Origin of the sequence: Stenotrophomonas sp. PFBMAA-4 (assembly GCF_030053215.1) — a bacterium.
GTDB lineage: Bacteria > Pseudomonadota > Gammaproteobacteria > Xanthomonadales > Xanthomonadaceae > Stenotrophomonas.
Map to the genome: position 1 here is coordinate 266,508 of NZ_JASGBW010000003.1, position 17,545 is coordinate 284,052.

At 66.5% G+C, this 17,545-nt stretch carries 13 protein-coding genes and 1 pseudogene; 11 read left to right on the forward strand and 3 right to left on the reverse strand.

The genetic code is table 11. The features are described 5' to 3' along the window. Positions 1-149: 149 nt before the first annotated feature. Entirely contained in the window at positions 150-2,903 is a 2,754-nt protein-coding gene (gene acnA / locus QMZ26_RS03735; RefSeq protein ID WP_283220620.1) for an aconitate hydratase AcnA, read from the reverse strand. A 271-nt stretch (positions 2,904-3,174) separates the two neighbouring features. On the opposite strand from acnA, the gene QMZ26_RS03740 reads away from it, so the two are divergent. From QMZ26_RS03740 to QMZ26_RS03750, 3 genes are read left to right on the forward strand one after another with little or no spacing between them, the layout of a single operon-like run. After that, complete coding sequence (locus tag QMZ26_RS03740) at positions 3,175-5,265, forward strand: DUF4034 domain-containing protein (RefSeq protein WP_283220621.1); 2,091 nt, start codon at positions 3,175-3,177, stop codon at positions 5,263-5,265. After that, positions 5,255-6,241, forward strand: a complete 987-nt coding sequence (locus QMZ26_RS03745) for a M48 family metallopeptidase (RefSeq protein WP_283220622.1) — start codon at positions 5,255-5,257, stop codon at positions 6,239-6,241. The genes QMZ26_RS03740 and QMZ26_RS03745 overlap by 11 nt, the downstream gene beginning before the upstream one ends. Before the next feature lie 32 nt (positions 6,242-6,273). Beyond that, positions 6,274-7,179, forward strand: coding sequence for a hypothetical protein (locus QMZ26_RS03750; protein WP_283220623.1), 906 nt, complete (start codon positions 6,274-6,276; stop codon positions 7,177-7,179). 31 nt (positions 7,180-7,210) lie between these two features. On the opposite strand, the gene QMZ26_RS03755 is transcribed toward QMZ26_RS03750, so the two are convergent. Next, positions 7,211-8,113 carry a LysR family transcriptional regulator gene (locus QMZ26_RS03755; RefSeq protein WP_049455867.1) on the reverse strand — a complete coding sequence of 301 codons (903 nt, stop codon included), beginning with the start codon at positions 8,111-8,113 and terminating at the stop codon, positions 7,211-7,213. Between the two features lie 109 nt (positions 8,114-8,222). Here QMZ26_RS03755 and QMZ26_RS03760 point away from each other — a divergent pair, with 109 nt between their 5' ends. The 8 genes from QMZ26_RS03760 (at position 8,223) to acnB (ending at position 16,992) form a co-directional block, all read left to right on the forward strand. Then, complete coding sequence (locus tag QMZ26_RS03760) at positions 8,223-9,344, forward strand: 4-oxalomesaconate tautomerase (protein WP_200733814.1); 1,122 nt, start codon at positions 8,223-8,225, stop codon at positions 9,342-9,344. 76 nt (positions 9,345-9,420) lie between these two features. Beyond that, entirely contained in the window at positions 9,421-10,482 is a 1,062-nt protein-coding gene (locus QMZ26_RS03765; RefSeq protein WP_283220624.1) for an ABC transporter substrate-binding protein, read from the forward strand. A gap of 14 nt (positions 10,483-10,496) precedes the next feature. Further along, positions 10,497-11,330 (forward strand): ABC transporter ATP-binding protein, encoded by an 834-nt coding sequence (locus QMZ26_RS03770; RefSeq protein WP_079221774.1) that lies wholly within the window; start codon positions 10,497-10,499, stop codon positions 11,328-11,330. Next, positions 11,314-12,090 (forward strand): ABC transporter permease, encoded by a 777-nt coding sequence (locus tag QMZ26_RS03775; protein ID WP_006442371.1) that lies wholly within the window; start codon positions 11,314-11,316, stop codon positions 12,088-12,090. Before QMZ26_RS03770 ends, QMZ26_RS03775 begins: the two co-directional genes overlap by 17 nt. A 134-nt stretch (positions 12,091-12,224) precedes the next feature. Continuing rightward, positions 12,225-13,661, forward strand: coding sequence for a porin (locus QMZ26_RS03780; protein WP_283220625.1), 1,437 nt, complete (start codon positions 12,225-12,227; stop codon positions 13,659-13,661). 65 nt (positions 13,662-13,726) lie between these two features. Next, positions 13,727-13,951: an AbrB/MazE/SpoVT family DNA-binding domain-containing protein gene (locus QMZ26_RS03785; protein ID WP_108759291.1), complete on the forward strand. Its 225-nt coding sequence runs from the start codon at positions 13,727-13,729 to the stop codon at positions 13,949-13,951. A gap of 6 nt (positions 13,952-13,957) precedes the next feature. Next, positions 13,958-14,356 (forward strand): type II toxin-antitoxin system VapC family toxin, encoded by a 399-nt coding sequence (locus tag QMZ26_RS03790; protein WP_079221777.1) that lies wholly within the window; start codon positions 13,958-13,960, stop codon positions 14,354-14,356. A gap of 44 nt (positions 14,357-14,400) precedes the next feature. Beyond that, the gene (gene acnB, locus QMZ26_RS03795) at positions 14,401-16,992 is read left to right on the forward strand and encodes a bifunctional aconitate hydratase 2/2-methylisocitrate dehydratase (protein WP_283220626.1); all 2,592 of its coding nucleotides are present in this window, start codon (positions 14,401-14,403) and stop codon (positions 16,990-16,992) included. A gap of 133 nt (positions 16,993-17,125) precedes the next feature. Here acnB and QMZ26_RS03800 read toward each other — a convergent pair. Beyond that, positions 17,126-17,296 (reverse strand): annotated as a pseudogene (locus QMZ26_RS03800) (LysR family transcriptional regulator); the annotation flags it as partial. Positions 17,297-17,545: the final 249 nt, after the last annotated feature.

The window sequence follows — 17,545 nt, forward strand, 5'->3', positions numbered from 1 at the left end:
AAAAATATGAAAATCTCATCGTGGCTGTAGAGCCGAGCCTGCGCTCGGCTGATGCTGGCAGGTCGCCAACCGCAGCCGAGCATGGGCTCGGCTCTACAAGAGCCGGGGCGTTAGCCGAGCGTGGGCTCGGCTCTACAACAGCCGGGGCGTTATTTGCTGGCCAGCTGGCGCAGCACGTACTGCAGCAGGCCGCCGTGGCGGAAGTACTCGACTTCCTTCGGGGTCAGCAGCATCACCGAGACCTCGAAGGTCTTCTTCGTGCCATCGGCCTTGGTCGCGGTGACGGTCGCACGCTTGCTGGCACCGTCTTCCAGGCCGGTGATGTCGATCGTTTCCGAACCGTCCAGGCCCAGCGACTGTGCGTTGTCACCGTTGCGGAACTGCAGCGGCAGCACGCCCATGCCGACCAGGTTGGAACGGTGGATGCGCTCGAAGCTCTCGGCCACCACGGCCTTCACGCCCAGCAGCAGGGTGCCCTTGGCGGCCCAGTCGCGCGACGAGCCGGTGCCGTATTCCTTGCCGGCCAGCACCACCAGCGGCACGTTGTCGGCCTTGTACTTCATGGCCGCGTCGTAGATCGCCAGCTTTTCCGGCTGGCCGCCGTTGGCCGGGTAGTACAGGGTGTTGCCGCCTTCCTCGCCACCGAACATCAGGTTCTTGATGCGGATGTTGGCGAAGGTGCCGCGGACCATGACGTCATCGTTGCCGCGGCGGCTGCCGTAGCTGTTGAAGTCGGCCGGCTGCACGCCGCGTTCCTGCAGGAAGCGGCCTGCCGGCGAATCCTTCTTGATGTTGCCGGCCGGGGAGATGTGGTCGGTGGTGATCGAATCGCCGAACAGGCCCATCACGCGTGCACCGTGCACGTCGTCGATGCTGCCGGTCTGCATGGTCATGCCATCGAAGTACGGCGGGTTCTTGATGTAGGTGGACGCGTCGCTCCACTCGTACAGGTTGCCGTCCGGCGAGGCGATGGTGTTCCAGCGGCTGTCACCCTTGAACACATCGGCGTAGTTCTGCTTGAACATCTCCGGGCCGATGGTCGCAGCGATGACGTCGCCGATTTCCTTGTTGCTCGGCCAGATGTCGCGCAGGAACACCGGCTGGCCATCGCTGCCGGTGCCCAGCGGCTGGGTGGTCAGGTCGATGTCGGTGGTGCCGGCGATGGCGTAGGCCACCACCAGCGGCGGGCTGGCCAGGTAGTTCATCTTCACTTCGGGGTGCACGCGGCCCTCGAAGTTGCGGTTGCCCGACAGCACCGAGGTGACCACCAGATCGCCAGTGGCGATGCCGGCACTGACTTCGGTGGGCAGCGGGCCTGAGTTGCCGATGCAGGTGGTGCAGCCGTAGCCGACCACGTAGAAGCCGATCTTCTCCAGCTCCTTCAGCACGCCGGCCTTTTCCAGGTAATCGGTGACCACGCGCGAGCCTGGGCCGAGCGAGGTCTTCACCCACGGCTGGCGGTTCAGGCCCTTGGCGGCGGCGTTGCGGGCCAGCAGGCCGGCGCCGATCATCACCGCCGGGTTGGAGGTGTTGGTGCAGGAGGTGATGGCGGCGATGACGACCGCGCCGTCCTTCAAGCGGACCTTGCGGCCTTCGGTCTCGATGTCCGCATAGCCCTTGGCCAGCTGTTCGTTGCCGACGGCCGCGCCGCCGCCTTCATTGACGAAGGTGGAGACATCGGCGCTGCGCTTGTCACGGTTGGCGGTGAGGCCGACCAGCGATTCGCGGTAGTTCTTCTGCACGTCTTCCAGCAGCACGCGGTCCTGCGGGCGCTTGGGGCCGGCCAGCGAAGGCTTGACCGTGCCCATGTCCAGTTCCAGCGTGTTGCTGTACTGGGCCGGTGCGCTGCCCGGTTCGTGCCACAGGCCCTGGGCCTTGGCATAGGCTTCGACCAGGTTGATCTGCTCGTCGCTGCGGCCGGACAGGCGCAGGTAGTTCAGCGATTCGTGATCGATCGGGAAGATGCCGCAGGTGGCACCGTATTCGGGGGCCATGTTGCCGATGGTGGCGCGGTCGGCCAGCGGCAGGTGCTGCAGGCCGTCGCCGTAGAACTCGACGAACTTGCCGACCACGCCCAGCTTGCGCAGCATCTGGGTGACGGTCAGCACCAGGTCGGTGGCGGTGGCGCCTTCGGGCAGCTTGCCGCTCAGCTTGAAGCCGACCACCTGCGGGATCAGCATCGAGGACGGCTGGCCGAGCATGGCCGCCTCCGCTTCAATGCCGCCCACGCCCCAGCCGAGCACGCCGATGCCGTTGATCATCGTGGTGTGGCTGTCGGTACCGAACACGGTATCGGGGTAGGCAACCGCCTTGCCGTCCTTGTCCGCGGTCATCACCACGCGGGCCAGGTTCTCCAGGTTCACCTGGTGGACGATGCCGGTGTTGGGCGGCACCACCTTGAAGTTGTCGAAGGCCTTCTGGCCCCAGCGCAGGAAGCCGTAGCGTTCCTGGTTGCGCTGGAATTCGATCTTGCCGTTGAGGTCCAGGGCGTCGGGCTTGCCGAACACATCGACCTGCACCGAGTGGTCGATGACCAGTTCGGAGGGGATCTGCGGATTGATCTGCTCGGGCTTGCCGCCCAGCTTGACCACCGCATCGCGCATGGCGGCCAGGTCGACCACGCAGGGCACGCCGGTGAAGTCCTGCAGGACCACGCGCGCGGGCATGAAGGCGATTTCGGTATCGGGCTCGGCGCTGGGCTGCCAGCGAGCCACCGCTTCGATGTGGTCGGGGCCGACGGTGGCGCCGCCGTCCTCGTGCCGGAGCAGGTTCTCCAGCAGGATCTTCATCGAATAGGGCAGGTGGGAGATATCGAAGCGCTGGCCCAGCTTGGGAAGGCTGAAGTAGTCGTAGGTCTTGCCGCCGACGTCCAGCTGGCTGCGGGTGGAGAACGAATCGCTCATGCGGGATGACTCCTCTTGCGGATGGCTTGCACTGGCCCACCGTGGCGGGCCTGCTTGCGTTTGCCGGTGGCGTTCCGGCCGCCGGATCCCCACCAGTATGGCCGAGCGGGGAGGGCCCGAAACGCCCTTGGCGCAGGACGCAAGGTTACATGGCTGTATGTAGTGCCGATGTCACGGTTTGGCGGGAGGCTGCCCACTTTGCAACTTTGTGCATGGAAGCGGCCAGCCAGGCTGAGCAGAGTGGGCGGTTGATCCCTGCGAGGCCCAGCCGATGCCCCATGAACGTCCGATCGCCCCCCACGAACGCCAGGAAGTGGTTGATGCCGTTCGCGTCCGTACTGCCGCCCGGGCGCTGCTCCTGTCCGGCCAGGGGGAGGGCCTGGATGCGCTGTTCGCCAGCCGTGACGGCGTCGAGGGGCCACGCACCGGGCTGGGCTCGGCGCAGTGGCTGTTGGAGCAGCTGATCGCGCCGTGGCTTGAGCAGGCCCGGTTGATGGAACTGTTACGCGAATGGGTTGACCAGTGTCCGCAGAGCTACCGCCCGTGGCTGGCGCTGGGCGCCGCCTGGCACGAGGTTGCCGCACGCATCCGTTCAGCACGGTGTGCAAACCAGGTCGGCCGCAGTCAGTGGATCGGTGCCGGCCTGGCCAGGGATCACGCCGTCGCCTGTTTCTTGAAGGCGCTGAACTGTGATCCGCGCGGGCGAGAGGCATGGCATCGACTGTTCAGGGTCACCTGCTACCTCGGTGAGCCGCAGTGGCTGCTGGATCAGCGGGCCGGCAAAGCGCCGGACGACTACCTGGACGCCGATGGCCATGATGAGCTGACCTGGCAGGCAGGAATGGCACATGTGGCATCCCTTGGTGGGGCGCTGCAGCAGATCCCCAGCCTGCCGGCCTGCCTGGCACCGCGACTGCCGCACGAATTCGCGGACGGCAAAACCTACTGGCTACGTCAGGCACTGGCGGTCAGTCCTGACGATCTGGATCTGCTGACTGTCTATCTGTACTACCTGTATCCACGCTGGGGAGGAAGCCACGAGCAGATGCAGGGTTTCATCGACGGGCCGATCTGCAGGGGGCTCACCGAGGCACAGCGCAATCATCTGCGCGAGATGAAGGAGAACGACTGGATCGAGCTGATCGATGACAGCGAAGATCCGGACGACATCGCGCAGGTACGGGAATGCCTCGATGGCCTCCTGGCCTTGGAGCTCCTGCCCGTGACACGTGCCCGCGTGTTGAGAGCCTATACCCGCCATCTTTCCTATCAGGCACGGACCGAGGTGGACGGCGACGTCCGATGGAACAAGGCCGACATGCAACGTGCATATGGGATGCTGGCTGAGATGTTCGAACTGAGGCCGTACGCGTTCGCCGAGTGGAGCTTCTATACGCTGGAGCAATGCGTTGCGCATGCCGGGATAGAGGACAGCGCCGATCTGATGCGTCGCTGCCTGCAGCTTGAGGAACTTCTGCAGAACGATGCGTGCGCGCTGCTGTGGCTGGACGTCGCCCGCCAGTGCCATGCCTTCGGCCTTTCTGGCGACGCGCCTTCGGAAGCTGGCTGCAGGGAAGACCGCTTCGACATGGCGTTGCGGATGGCCGAGTCTCAAGGTACGGATGTGGGCCAGCACGCGTTCAATCTGTATAGCGGTATCGATTCGGACGCTGGAATCGCGTTGTTCGAGCGCCTCATCGCGCGGGGTCACGCGGGCGCCATGCTTGTGTACTCCGGCGAGCTATCGCCAGACGCACCCCCGACCAAGCGCGGGCGCGTGGTTCCGGACGCAGCCCGAAGCGCCGCGCTGCTCGAGGCCGCAGCGGCGGCCGATCACCCGGTTGCCCTGTGCAACTGGGGGCTAAAGCGCGCAAAGACTTTCTATAGCGATGGTTGTCCCGAAGCGCGCGCCGACGCGTTGCGCTGCTATCGGCGTGTCAACGACGTTGCGCTGCCGCACGAAGCGGCATGGCCTTACGCAATGAAGACGCTGGTGCGGATGCTCTGGGAAGGAACCCCGGAAGAGCAGCATGAGGCGGTTCATACCGTCCTGGTTCGTATCTGGCTGCAGGATGATGCAGATCTGGAGGCATGGGCGTCCAGGTTCTTCGCTGATGCCTTCCTTTCGGGCATTGGCGTTGCGGCTAACCGCTGGCTGGCGAGTATCTGGTTGGACCGCGCCTGCGAGCGTGAGCCGGACGATCCGGATATTGCAGACCTGCAGGGCCGACTTCAGATGCAGGGAGACTGGCTGGGCGGCCTTCGCTGGCGCCGCGCAGTTGAACGGGACCGCCGTCAGACCGATCCCGAGGCCTATGCGCTGACGTTCGGTGAGGCACCGCCGAATCCCGATGCAGGCTGACGCGCCAGCATCCGCCTGGTCGGTCCGCGGGATTCGTGAGGCTGCGGGTGGGGTGCTGGCAGGCACGGCGGGCGTGGCTCTGCTGGCGCTGCCACTGGCAGTGATCGCGGCACTGCCGTTGACGGCTGTGCTGGCACTGGCCTGGGTCGGGAAGGCCGGCCAGGCATGGTCGCACGTCATGCTGGCTGCCATGGCCGCGCTTGCGCTGCTGCATCTGTGTGCCGTTGCCGGCATGCTGGCTGGGTATCGGACGACAGCGACCGATGTGGAACCATGGCCGGTCATGCGGAGAGCCGAGGCCCCTGCGCTGTTTGCGATGATGGATTCGGTGGCAGCAACGCGGCGGCTGCCACCCATCGATCAGGTCTGGATTCACGACGAGTGCAATGCGTCCATAAGCATCGAACGTCGCTGGCGGCCGGGGACCATGCCCGTGCTCCGGGTGACGCTTGGTTTTCCGTTGCTGGTGATGCTCTCTCCCGAGCAGCTGCGAGCGGTCATTGCGCACGAGCTGGGGCATGTCGAGGGAACACGTGCTGTCCTGCATTCGCTGCTGGCCAGACTGCTGGCACTGACATCGGGCAACGTGCCGCAGAACGCCGATACGCGCTACGCACGATCAACGTGGCGTGTGGTGGCGTGGGTCGGGCGACTGTGTAGCCCGGGGACCGGGAGATGCTGGCGTCGTCTCTCGCACAGCTGCGAGTATCGTGCCGACCTTGCCGCTGCGCAGTGCTGCGGCGGTGCACGGGTCGCGCAGACGCTGGCCATGATCGGGTTGGCAAAGCATACGCTGTCAACGCTTTGGTGGCCGTTGTTCTTCCCCGTTGATGCCACGTCTGCCGGGCCGGAAGGCCGGCCTTTTGCAGGCTTGCTGCTGGGGACCTGCGCTGGCCAGACGCCAGTGAGCGGAGTTATTGGCTCGACGAAGCCTTGTTGTGCGGTGTCGCGCCGTTGCCGACACACCCGAGATTGAGCGACCGGCTTGGCATGCTGGGAGGCACGGACATGCCGCTGCTGGAACCGATCGGCGAGGGATGCTCGGCGCTGTCAGTGCTGGTGCCCATGCAGACGTCCCGCAGGTTGGCTGATGCGCTTGACTGTCGGTGGCCTGCCGATGCTGCTGGCGCCTGGTCAGAGCATGTGGCGCGCTGCGAGCGGCTGCGTCGGGAGCGCGACCATCTGCTCTGTCGCCGGAGTACCCAGGTGCTGCCTGCGCGTGCGCTGGAGCGGCTGGGCTGGCTGCAGCGGGAGCTGGCGGATGCGGAGTGGTGGCAGGTCCTGAACGATGCGTTGGCTTCCAGCGATCAGGATCTCGCGCTTGCGCGGTCAATGCTGATTGAGCGGGCCATTGACCGCGGAGACCGTGCCGCGGCGATCGCGTTGCTCGACCAGAGTGCGGGCCAGTCCATTGACATGGATCGTCATTGCCGTCGCTGGCAACTGCGTCTTCTGCATGGGGAAAACGCAGAAGGGTCCAGGCTGGCAGGGCTGCGCCGTGCCGTGGCCGCCGACGCGCTTGCAGACCATGCCGAGAGCGTTGAATGGGACAGCCTTGGCGCCGGCAGTATCTTCGAGCCGTTTGAGATGCCCGGTCATGTGCTTGAAGACTTCAGGTCTGCATTACAGCGCGTGCAGGCGACAGCGAGGTCGGTGAGCCTGTTGCGGCAACGATCGCGGTGGCGGAGCGATCGCCATCGGCTGGTGGTCGTGGTTGTGCCCGATGCAGGCCTTCAGGAAACGCTGCTGGACCGGCTGCGTATCCGCGACAGCCACCAGAGGGTGCGTTGCACGCACCTTCTTGAGGCGGTGCGGCTTCCTGACGGGCTTGCGTGGGTGGGCACCGTGGAAATGCCTGACAGCCGGCTTGCGGGTCGCGTCGCGCGAGGCAAGGCTTTTGCCCAGATGATCTGATCACGGGCACACCTCCTTCCCCGCGGCGATGTCACGGTTTGCCGCGCCACTGGCTCATCAGCATCTGCAGGAAGCGCTCGGCGGTGGGTGAGAGCAGGGCACCGCGGCGGCGCACGATGCCGATGGTGCGCGACACCACCGGATTGCCGATCGGGCGGGTCACCAGGATCGGGTGGTCGCCATCGGGGGTGGCCATTTTCGGCAGCACCGATACGCCGATGCCGGCTTCGACCATGCCCAGGGACGTGGACAGGTGGGTCACTTCGTAGTGCCAGCTCAGCTTGAGGTTTTCGCGTGCCAGGGCGCCGTCGAGCAGGGTGCGGTTGCCGCTGGTGCGGTGCACGGTGATGAGCTGGTGCTGGGCCAGGTCGGCCCATTCGACCTTGCGCTTGCGGGCCAGCGGGTGGTCGCGGCGGCAGGCTAGCACGAAGGGGTCTTCGGCCAGCACGTCGAAATCCAGGTTGGGGTCGTTGGCCCCCATGAAGTTGATGCCGAATTCCACTTCGCCGCGTTCCACCGCCTGCAGGCCCTCGGTGGCCGGAATATCGAGGATGCGGAAGCGCACGTTCGGGTGCGCCTCGTGGAAGCGAGCCATCACGCTGGGCAGGAAGTAGAACGCGGCCGTGGGCAGGCAGGCGATGGTAACCGTGGCGCCGCGGGTGTCCTCGCGGCCGCGCAGGGAAAACAACGAACCGTCGAACTCTTCCAGCATGCGCCGCACCAGCGGCAGCAGGTTCTCGCCGACGGCGGTGGTGCTGACGCTGCGCGTGGTGCGTTCCAGCAGGGGTGAGCCGACGGCCTGTTCCAGCTTCTGGATGCGACGGCTGAGCGCCGGCTGCGATACGTGCAGGCTTTCAGCGGCGCGATGGAAGCTGCGTGTCTCGGCAACGAGAAGGAACGCGCGCAGGTCGAGGATTTCGCAATTGATGCTCATTGGGTATCAATCATCCAAAAATCAGCAATTCACAGATTAATCGGGGTCATGCCAGTATCGAATCACAGAGGGGGTATTCATCCCCTATACGCATCAATCTAGCACACGTATGTCCAACGATCTGCTCAGCATTCCCTGCGTGCTCATGCGCGGCGGTACATCCAAAGGCCCCTTCTTCCTGGCATCCGACCTGCCGGCGGATACCGCCCAGCGCGACCGCCTGCTGCTGGAAGTGATGGGCTCGGGCCATCCGCTGCAGATCGACGGCATCGGTGGTGGCAACGCCCTGACCAGCAAGGTGGCGATCATCGACCGCTCCAGCCGCGATGATGCCGACGTGGACTATCTGTTCGCCCAGGTGCGGGTGGAGCAGCAGGTGGTGGATACCTCGCCCAACTGCGGCAACATGCTGGCCGCGGTCGGCCCGTACGCCATCGAACGGGGCCTGGTGCAGGCGCAGGACCCGCAGACGTCGGTGCGCATCTTCAACGTCAACACCGGCAAGCTGATCGTGGCCACGGTGGAAACGCCCGGCGGCGAAGTGGTCTACCGCGGCGATACGCGGATTGCCGGTGCGCCGGGCTCGGCCTCGCCGGTGCGGCTGTCCTTCCTGGATGCGGCCGGCGCCCGCACCGGCAAGCTGCTGCCCAGTGGCCACGCCCAGGAAACCATCGATGGCGTGGCGGTGAGCCTGGTGGACTGCGCGATGCCGATGATGCTGGTGCGCGCCGAGGACCTGGGGGTGCGCGGTGATGCGGCGCCGGCGGAACTGAATGCGGATGCGGCCTTCCTCGCCCGGCTGGAGGCGCTGCGCATCGAAGCCGGCACGCGCATGGGTATCGCCGATGCCGGCAACAAGGTGATTCCCAAGCCGGTGCTGCTGTCTGCGCCGCAGCACGGCGGCCATCTGCAGGTGCGCTACTTCATGCCGCACCAGTGCCATACCGCGCTGGCAATCACCGGCGGGGTCGGCCTGGCCACGGCGGCGGTCACGCCAGGCACGCTGGCCAACACTTTCGTCGGATGCCTGGGCCTGCCCGGCAGCATTACCCTCGAACATCCGAGCGGGGCCCTGGACGTGGGCCTCAGCCGAAGCTCGGACGATGCGCCGGTGGTTGCCAGCGTGGTCCGTACCGCCCGCCGCCTGTTCGAAGGCCGCGTGTTCGCGACCTCGCCGGCAACCCCCGAGATCTGTTCCACCCAAGCCCGCCAATGGACTTCAGCGGCATGACCTGAAACCGGTCGGGCCCGCGCAGCCGCGCGTGGCCGGCCACCACAACGTAGATGCTTCACTCCTGGGAGGGATGATGTACAAGCAGATGTTCATGGCCGCGCTGTGCGCGGCAGGCCTGGCCATGGCCGGGTGCAGCAAGCAGGGGGCCGATGCACAGGGCGCGGCGGCCAGCGGTGGCGACAACGCGCCCGTGCGGATCAGCGTGGGGTCATACAACCTCAACAACCTGCCGTTCTTCATTGCCGATTCGAAGGGCTACTTCAAGGACGTCGGCCTGGAAGTGAAGACCGAGAACTTCGCCCAGGGCGGTTCGAAGGTCCTGCAGGCGCTGGTGGCCAACTCGACCGACGTGGCGGTGGGCTTCTATGACCACACCATCCAGATGCAGGCCAAGCACAAGGACGTGGTGGGCTTCGTGCTGCTGTCGCGCAACTCCGGCCTGGTGATGGCCGGCCGCGATGATGCGACGTTCGACCCGGCGCGCCCGGATACGATCAAGGGCCAGAAAGTGGGCATCACCGCACCGGGTTCCTCGTCCGATTTCTTCGTGCGCCACTTCCTGGCCCAGCATGACATCCCGGTGGACAGCATCTCGCTGATCGGCGTGGGCTCCGGCGCGGCGGCGGTGGCAGCACTGGAGCAGGGCAAGATCGACCTGCTGGTGAACTACGACCCGGCGGCGACGCTGATCACCGAGCGCAAGGTCGGGAAGATCATCATCGATGCACGCAGCGACGAGGGCGCACGCCAGGTCTACGGTGGCCTGTACCCGACCTCCGTGATGTATGCCAACCGCAGCTTCCTGGAACAGCGCCCGCAGGCGGCCGAGAAGATCGCCCGCGCCGAGCAGATGGCCCTGAAGTTCATCGCCGACAACAGCGCCGAGGACATCGTCGCCGCGCTGCCGGACAGCTACGTCTCCGGCGACCGTGCCACCTACGCCCGTGCCGTGGAGAACGCCCGCGCGATCTTCACCACCGATGGCCACTTCACCGCGGCCGATCTGGAAACGCCGCTGAAGGTGCTGCGCGAGTTCAACAAGGATGTCGCCAACGCCGACATCGATCTGTCCAAAACCTACACCAATGCCTTCGTCGAGCGTGCCCACGCTGCGGCGCCGGCCGCCCAACGTTAAGCGGAGGTAACCCCATGGCCCTCAATGCCACCGTGCGCCAGCTCAACGGCGCGCCGCAGCTGGAGCCTGCACAGACCATGGTCGCCATCAACAAGGTGACCATGTCCTTCGGCGAATTCACCGCCGTGCGTGATGTCGACATCCAGGTGGGCGACGGCGAGTTCCTCGCCATCGTCGGCCCCACCGGCTGCGGCAAGAGCACCATCCTCAATTCCGTGGCGGGGCTGCTGAAGCCGTCGTCCGGCGAAGTGGCCATCGACGGCCGCGCGGTCAGCGGCGTGCAGGAGTCGGTTGGCTACCTGTTCCAGCAGGATGCGCTGCTGCCGTGGAAGACTGCTTACCAGAACGTCGAGCTGGGCCTGCGCTTCCGCGGCGTGCCCGAGGCCGAGCGCAAGGCCAAGGCCAATGCGTGGCTGGCCAAGGTCGGCCTGGCCGGCTTCGAGCACCGCTATCCGCACCAGCTGTCCGGTGGCCAGCGCAAGCGCGTGCAGATGGCACAGGCGCTGATCGTCGAGCCGAAGGTGATCCTGATGGACGAGCCGTTTTCGGCGCTGGACATCCACACCCGCCACCTGATGCAGAACGAGCTGCTGCGCCTGTGGCAGGAGGATCGCCGCTCGGTGATCCTGATCACCCACGACCTGGAAGAAGCCATCGCGCTGGGTGACCGCGTGGTGGTGCTGTCTTCCGGCCCGGCCAGCCGCGTTGTGCGCAGCTTCGATGTGGGCCTGGAACGGCCGCGCAATGTTGCCGAAATCAAGCTGGACGAACGTTTCACCGACCTGTACCGCGACATCTGGGCCTGCCTGCGCGGCGAAGTGGAGAAGAGCTATGCACGCCAAGACTGACAAGATCATCCAGCTGGCCCTGGTCATCGCCGTGTTCGGTGGCTGGGAAGGCGGCATCGCGCTGGGCGTGATCGATCCGTTCTTCTTCCCCTCGCCGACGGCGATCGTGCAGCAGGCCTGGACCTGGCTGTCCGATACATCCTTCTACCAGCACGTCTACATCACCCTGACCGAAACCGCGCTGGGCTACCTGATCGGTACCGGCCTGGGTGTGGCCGGTGGCGTCTGGCTCGGCCTGAGCCGCCGCTCGGCGCGCATCCTGGATCCCTTCATCAAGGGCTTCAATGCGATCCCGCGCGTGGTGCTGGCGCCGATCTTCGTGCTCTGGCTGGGCCTGGGCCTGTGGTCGAAGGTGGCCCTGGCGGTGACCCTGGTGTTCTTCACCACCTTCTTCAACGCCATGCAGGGCGTGCGTGAAGTGAACCCGGTGGTGCTGGCCAATGCGCGCATCCTCGGTGCGGGCCGCAGCGACCTGCTGCGCCACGTCTACTTCCCCGCGGCTGCCAGCTGGATCCTGTCTTCGCTGCGGACCTCGGTCGGCTTCGCCGTGGTCGGCGCCATCATCGGTGAGTACCTGGGCGCTTCGGCAGGCCTGGGCTACCTGATCGCGCAGGCCGAAGGCAACTTCAATGCCGTGGGTGTGTTTGCCGGCATCATCATCCTGGCCGCCTTCGTGCTGGTCATCGATGCCCTGCTCGACGTGGTCGAGAACAAGCTGATCACCTGGCGTCCCAACGCCCAGGCACAGGCCACCAGCTGACCGCGCTGCGCTGAGCCCGCATGCCGTGCCGCCGGGCTGATCCGGCGGCGCGCGCTGCCTCCCCCGATCTTCCCCCGCACCACCGCAACAGGCCAGCGCCAGGCCAGGGGGCCGGCTGGCCGGAGAGAGAACCCATGAACACGCACACCGTGCTGCCCCGCGCAGCGCTGTCGGTCGCGCTCGGCCTGCTGTTGGCCAGCGGCCATGCCGGGGCACAGTCCGCCCCGGCCCCGTTGAGCCAGGCCGAACTGTCGGCGCTGGTGCAGCAGCAGGCACTGCAGATCCGGCAGCTTGAAGCCCGCCTGCGTGCGGTTGAAGGCGGGCAGGGCGGCGCTGCAGCCGCCGTGGCGACGCCGGGACCGGCACCAGCCCCGGCGCTGGAAACGCGCGTGGCCGCACTGGAGTCGAGCCAGTCCAAGGCGCCGAAGGTGTCCTGGGCCAAGGGCGCGCCGGAATTCAGCAGTGCCGATGGCAAGGTCGCCTTCCGCCCGCGCGGCCGCCTGTTCGTCGATGGCTCCAGTACCGACGGTTCGTCGGTGGCCGACCGCAACATTTCCGGCACCGAGATCCGCTCGGTGCGCCTGGGCGCCGAGGGCCGTTACGGCATCCTCGGCTGGGCGGTGGAGGGTGACTTCGCCGACAACGCAGTGGCCTGGAAATCGGTCTATGCGACCGTGGACCACACCCTGTTAGGCCTGCCGGCCGACCTGACCGTGGGCAACCGGCTGAACGACCGTGGCATCGACGGCTCCAGCAGCACCTCCAACACCCCGTTCCCGGACCGCAACGTGGTCGGCACGCTGATGCTGCCGCAGCGTGGCCTGTTCGGCGTGGGCCTGACCGAGCGCGTGTACGGCAAGGGCTGGCACGCCAGCCTGTCGGTGGCAGGCAACGATCTGAACAACGCCGGCAACGACAACGACAGCCAGACCTGGGCCACCCGCGTGCATTGGAATCCGGTGGCCAGCAAGGCCGCCACCGTGCACCTGGGGGCCTGGGCCTTCCACGAGGAGATCGCCGCCGGTGCCAGCGGCGTGCTGCGCAGCTCGGCCATCGCCGGGCACTTCAACGATCTGGTGAAGATCGCCCCGGGCACCCTGGTGGGGGCCGAGCGCAGCACGGCCTATGGCCTGGAAGCGGCTGGGTTCTTCGGCCCGGCATGGGCCACCGGCGAATGGGGTACGCGCAACCTGCGCGGCGTCGACGCCAGCGGCCGTTACGACCTGGACCATGAGGCCTGGGCGGTGTCGGCGGGCTGGTTCCTGGCGGGCGCACTTCCAGCTTACTCGGGCAAGGCAGGCACCTGGGGCAAGGTGAAGGTGGCCGACCCGGTGACCGATGGTGGCGCCGGGGCCTGGGAACTGAAGGCGCGCTATGAGGATGTGGACTACGCCGAGCTGCCCACCGGCGGTACCGGCCACGCGTGGACGCTGGGAACGAACTGGTACCTGAACGACTACAGCCGGGTGATGTTCGAGGCGATCCGCTGGCAGACCTACAACCGCAGCGGCAGCGGGCAGGGCAGGGACGAGGGCACGACCTTCAATACCCGCCTGCAGGTGGTCTTCTAAGTACGCGGGTGGCGGTATGGCCCCTTCGGTATGTATAATTCGTGCATACCTAAGAGGGCCTACCCATGGAAGCCACCGTTGCAGAGCGCGGACAGATCACCCTGCCCAAGGCAGTGCGTGATGCGCTGGGCCTGACCAAGGGCACCCAGCTGAAGGTCGAGCTGGACGGCAGCCGGATCATTCTGCGCAAGAGTGTTGACGATGCCATTTCACGGGCGCGCGGCAAGTTCGCGCTTGATGGCTTCGATTCGGCCGAGGCCGCCGTGCGCGCCGTGCGCGACGAGGACTGAGCCGTGATGATCGCCGTCGATTCCCCGGTGCTGGTCGAACTGCTGAGCAACGGCCCGCAGGCCGATGCAGTGGAGGCCTGCCTGCGGCAGAGCCTGGTCGGCGGCCGCGTGGTGGTCTGCGGCGCGACCCTGGCTGAAGTCTGCGCCTCGCTGCGCGGCGGCGCCGAGGTGCTTGAAGCACTGGAAGAAATGGGCGTGCACTTCAATGCGCTGGAGGCCAAGTCGGCCCTGCGCGCCGGCGAGATGCACCGCCGCCACCGCCAGCGCAGCGGCAGCCGCCGCAGCCTGGACGATTTCATGGTTGGCGCCCACGCACTGCTGCAGTGCGATGGCCTGATCACCTGGAACGACACGTTTTACCGCGACTACTTCAAGGGCCTGAAGCTGATCGTGCCGCAAGCCTGAGCCCACTTTTGTTTTTTCAACCTACGCATTACCCGGGAGTTGTCATGTTGGAAGCCTACCGCCACCACGTCGCCGAGCGCGCTGCGCTTGGCATCCCGCCGCTGCCGCTGAGCGCGCAGCAGACGGCCGATGTCATCGAACTGCTGAAGAACCCGCCGCAGGGCGAGGCCGAGTTCCTGCTCGACCTGCTGACCCACCGCGTGCCGGCCGGCGTCGACGATGCTGCCAAAGTCAAAGCCTCGTACCTGGCGGCCATCGCCCTGGGCAGCGAGCAGAACCCGCTGATCAGCCGCGAGCGCGCCACCGAACTGCTGGGCACCATGCTCGGCGGTTACAACGTCGCCCCGCTGGTGCAGCTGCTGGACGATGCGGCCATCGGCACCATCGCCGCTGCGGGCCTGAAGAAGACCCTGCTGGTCTTCGACGCCTTCCATGACGTGAAGGAAAAGGCCAAGGCCGGCAACGCCAACGCCCAGTCCGTGCTGCAGAGCTGGGCCGATGCCGAGTGGTTCACCAGCAACCCGGAAGTGCCGCAGAGCCTGACCGTCACCGTGTTCAAGGTGCCGGGCGAAACCAACACCGACGACCTGTCGCCGGCCCCGGACGCAACCACCCGCCCGGACATCCCGATGCACGCGCTGGCGATGCTGAAGAACAAGCGCGACGATGCGCCGTTCACCCCGGAAGAAGACGGCAAGCGCGGCCCGATCCAGCAGATCCTCGACCTGAAGGACAAGGGCCATCTGGTTGCCTACGTCGGCGACGTGGTCGGCACCGGTTCCTCGCGCAAGTCGGCCACCAACAGCGTGCTGTGGTGGACCGGCGATGACATTCCGTTCATCCCGAACAAGCGCGCCGGTGGCGTCTGCCTGGGCGGCAAGATCGCCCCGATCTTCTACAACACCATGGAAGATGCCGGCGCCCTGCCGATCGAGCTGGACGTTTCGCAGATGGAGCACGGCGACGTGGTCGAGCTGCGTCCGTACGACGGCAAGGCACTGAAGAACGGCGAAGTGATCGCCGAGTTCGAAGTGAAGAGCGACGTGCTGTTCGACGAAGTGCGCGCCGGTGGCCGCATTCCGCTGATCATCGGCCGCGGCCTGACCGGCAAGGCGCGTGAAGCGCTGGGCCTGGCCCCGACCGACCTGTTCCGCCTGCCGGTGCAGCCGGCCGACAACGGCAAGGGCTTCTCGCTGGCGCAGAAGATGGTCGGCCGCGCCTGTGGCCTGGCCGAAGGCCAGGGCATGCGCCCGGGCACCTACTGCGAACCGAAGATGACCTCGGTCGGCTCGCAGGACACCACCGGCCCGATGACCCGTGACGAGCTGAAGGACTTGGCCTGCCTGGGCTTCTCGGCCGACCTGGTGATGCAGTCGTTCTGCCACACCGCCGCGTACCCGAAGCCGGTGGACGTGAAGACTCACCACACCCTGCCGGAGTTCATCTCCACCCGTGGCGGCGTCTCGCTGCGCCCGGGCGACGGCGTGATCCACAGCTGGCTCAACCGCATGCTGCTGCCGGACACCGTCGGTACCGGTGGTGACTCGCACACCCGTTTCCCGGTGGGCATTTCGTTCCCGGCCGGTTCGGGCCTGGTCGCCTTCGCCGCTGCCACCGGCGTGATGCCGCTGGACATGCCGGAGTCGGTGCTGGTGCGCTTCAAGGGCCAGATGCAGCCGGGCGTCACCCTGCGTGACCTGGTCAACGCGATCCCGCTGTACGCGATCAAGTCGGGCCTGCTGACCGTGGCCAAGGCTGGCAAGAAGAACATCTTCTCCGGCCGCATCCTGGAAATCGAAGGCCTGCCGGAGCTGAAGGTCGAACAGGCGTTCGAGCTGTCCGACGCCTCGGCCGAGCGTTCGGCGGCCGGTTGCTCGGTGCGCCTGAACAAGGAACCGATCATCGAGTACCTGACCAGCAACATCACCCTGCTGAAGTGGATGATTGCCGAGGGTTACCAGGATCCGCGTTCGCTGCAGCGCCGTATCGAGAAGATGGAAGCGTGGCTGGCCAACCCGGAGCTGCTGGAGCCGGATGCCGACGCCGAATACGCCGCCGTCATCGAGATCGACCTGGCCGACATCCACGAGCCGATCGTGGCCTGCCCGAACGACCCGGACGACGTGAAGACGCTGTCCGAAGTGGCCGGCGCCAAGATCGACGAAGTGTTCATCGGTTCGTGCATGACCAACATCGGTCACTTCCGTGCCGCTGCGAAGCTGCTTGAAGGCAAGCGCGACCTGCCGACCCGCCTGTGGGTGGCCCCGCCGACCAAGATGGACGCCTCGGAGCTGACCAAGGAAGGCGTGTACGGCACCTTCGGCGCCACCGGTGCACGCATGGAAATGCCGGGCTGCTCGCTGTGCATGGGCAACCAGGCGCAGATCCGCGAACGTTCCACCGCGATGTCGACCTCGACCCGCAACTTCCCGAACCGCCTGGGCCGCAACACCAACGTGTACCTGGGTTCGGCCGAACTGGCCGCGATCTGCTCGCGTCTGGGCCGCATCCCGACCAAGGAAGAGTACATGGCCGATGTGGGCGTGATCGCCCAGAGCGGCGCGGAGATCTACCGCTACATGAACTTCGACCAGATCGAGGAGTACCAGGACGTGGCCAAGACGGTCGCTGCCTGATGCGGTAACGGAAAACCCCCGGCTCGCGCCGGGGGTTTTTTTATGTGCGGACGATGTGCGGTAGTGCCGGCCGCTGGCCGGCAGCCGTGTGATGGGCGCAGGCATGCCGGCCAGCGGCCGGCACTACCAGGGCTCAGCGATAGCGGAAGGGCCAGGCGTCCGGGCCGTCGTTGCTGCGCTCGGCGCAGACCTCGCGGAAGGTCTGCAGGAAGGCCTGCTGCGGACGCGTCGGGTGCCAGTCGGCGCGGGTGGTCAGGCCGATGCGGCGGCGCAGGGCGCGGCTGGCCAGGCCCAGTTCGGCCAGATGAACTTCGACCAGATCGAGGAGTACCAGGACGTGGCCAAGACGGTCGCTGCCTGATGCGGTAACGGAAAACCCCCGGCTCGCGCCGGGGGTTTTTTTATGTGCGGACGATGTGCGGTAGTGCCGGCCGCGGGCCGGCAGCCGTGTGATGGGCGCAGGCATGCCGGCCAGCGGCCGGCACTACCAGGGCTCAGCGATAGCGGAAGGGCCAGGCGTCCGGGCCGTCGTTGCTGCGCTCGGCGCAGACCT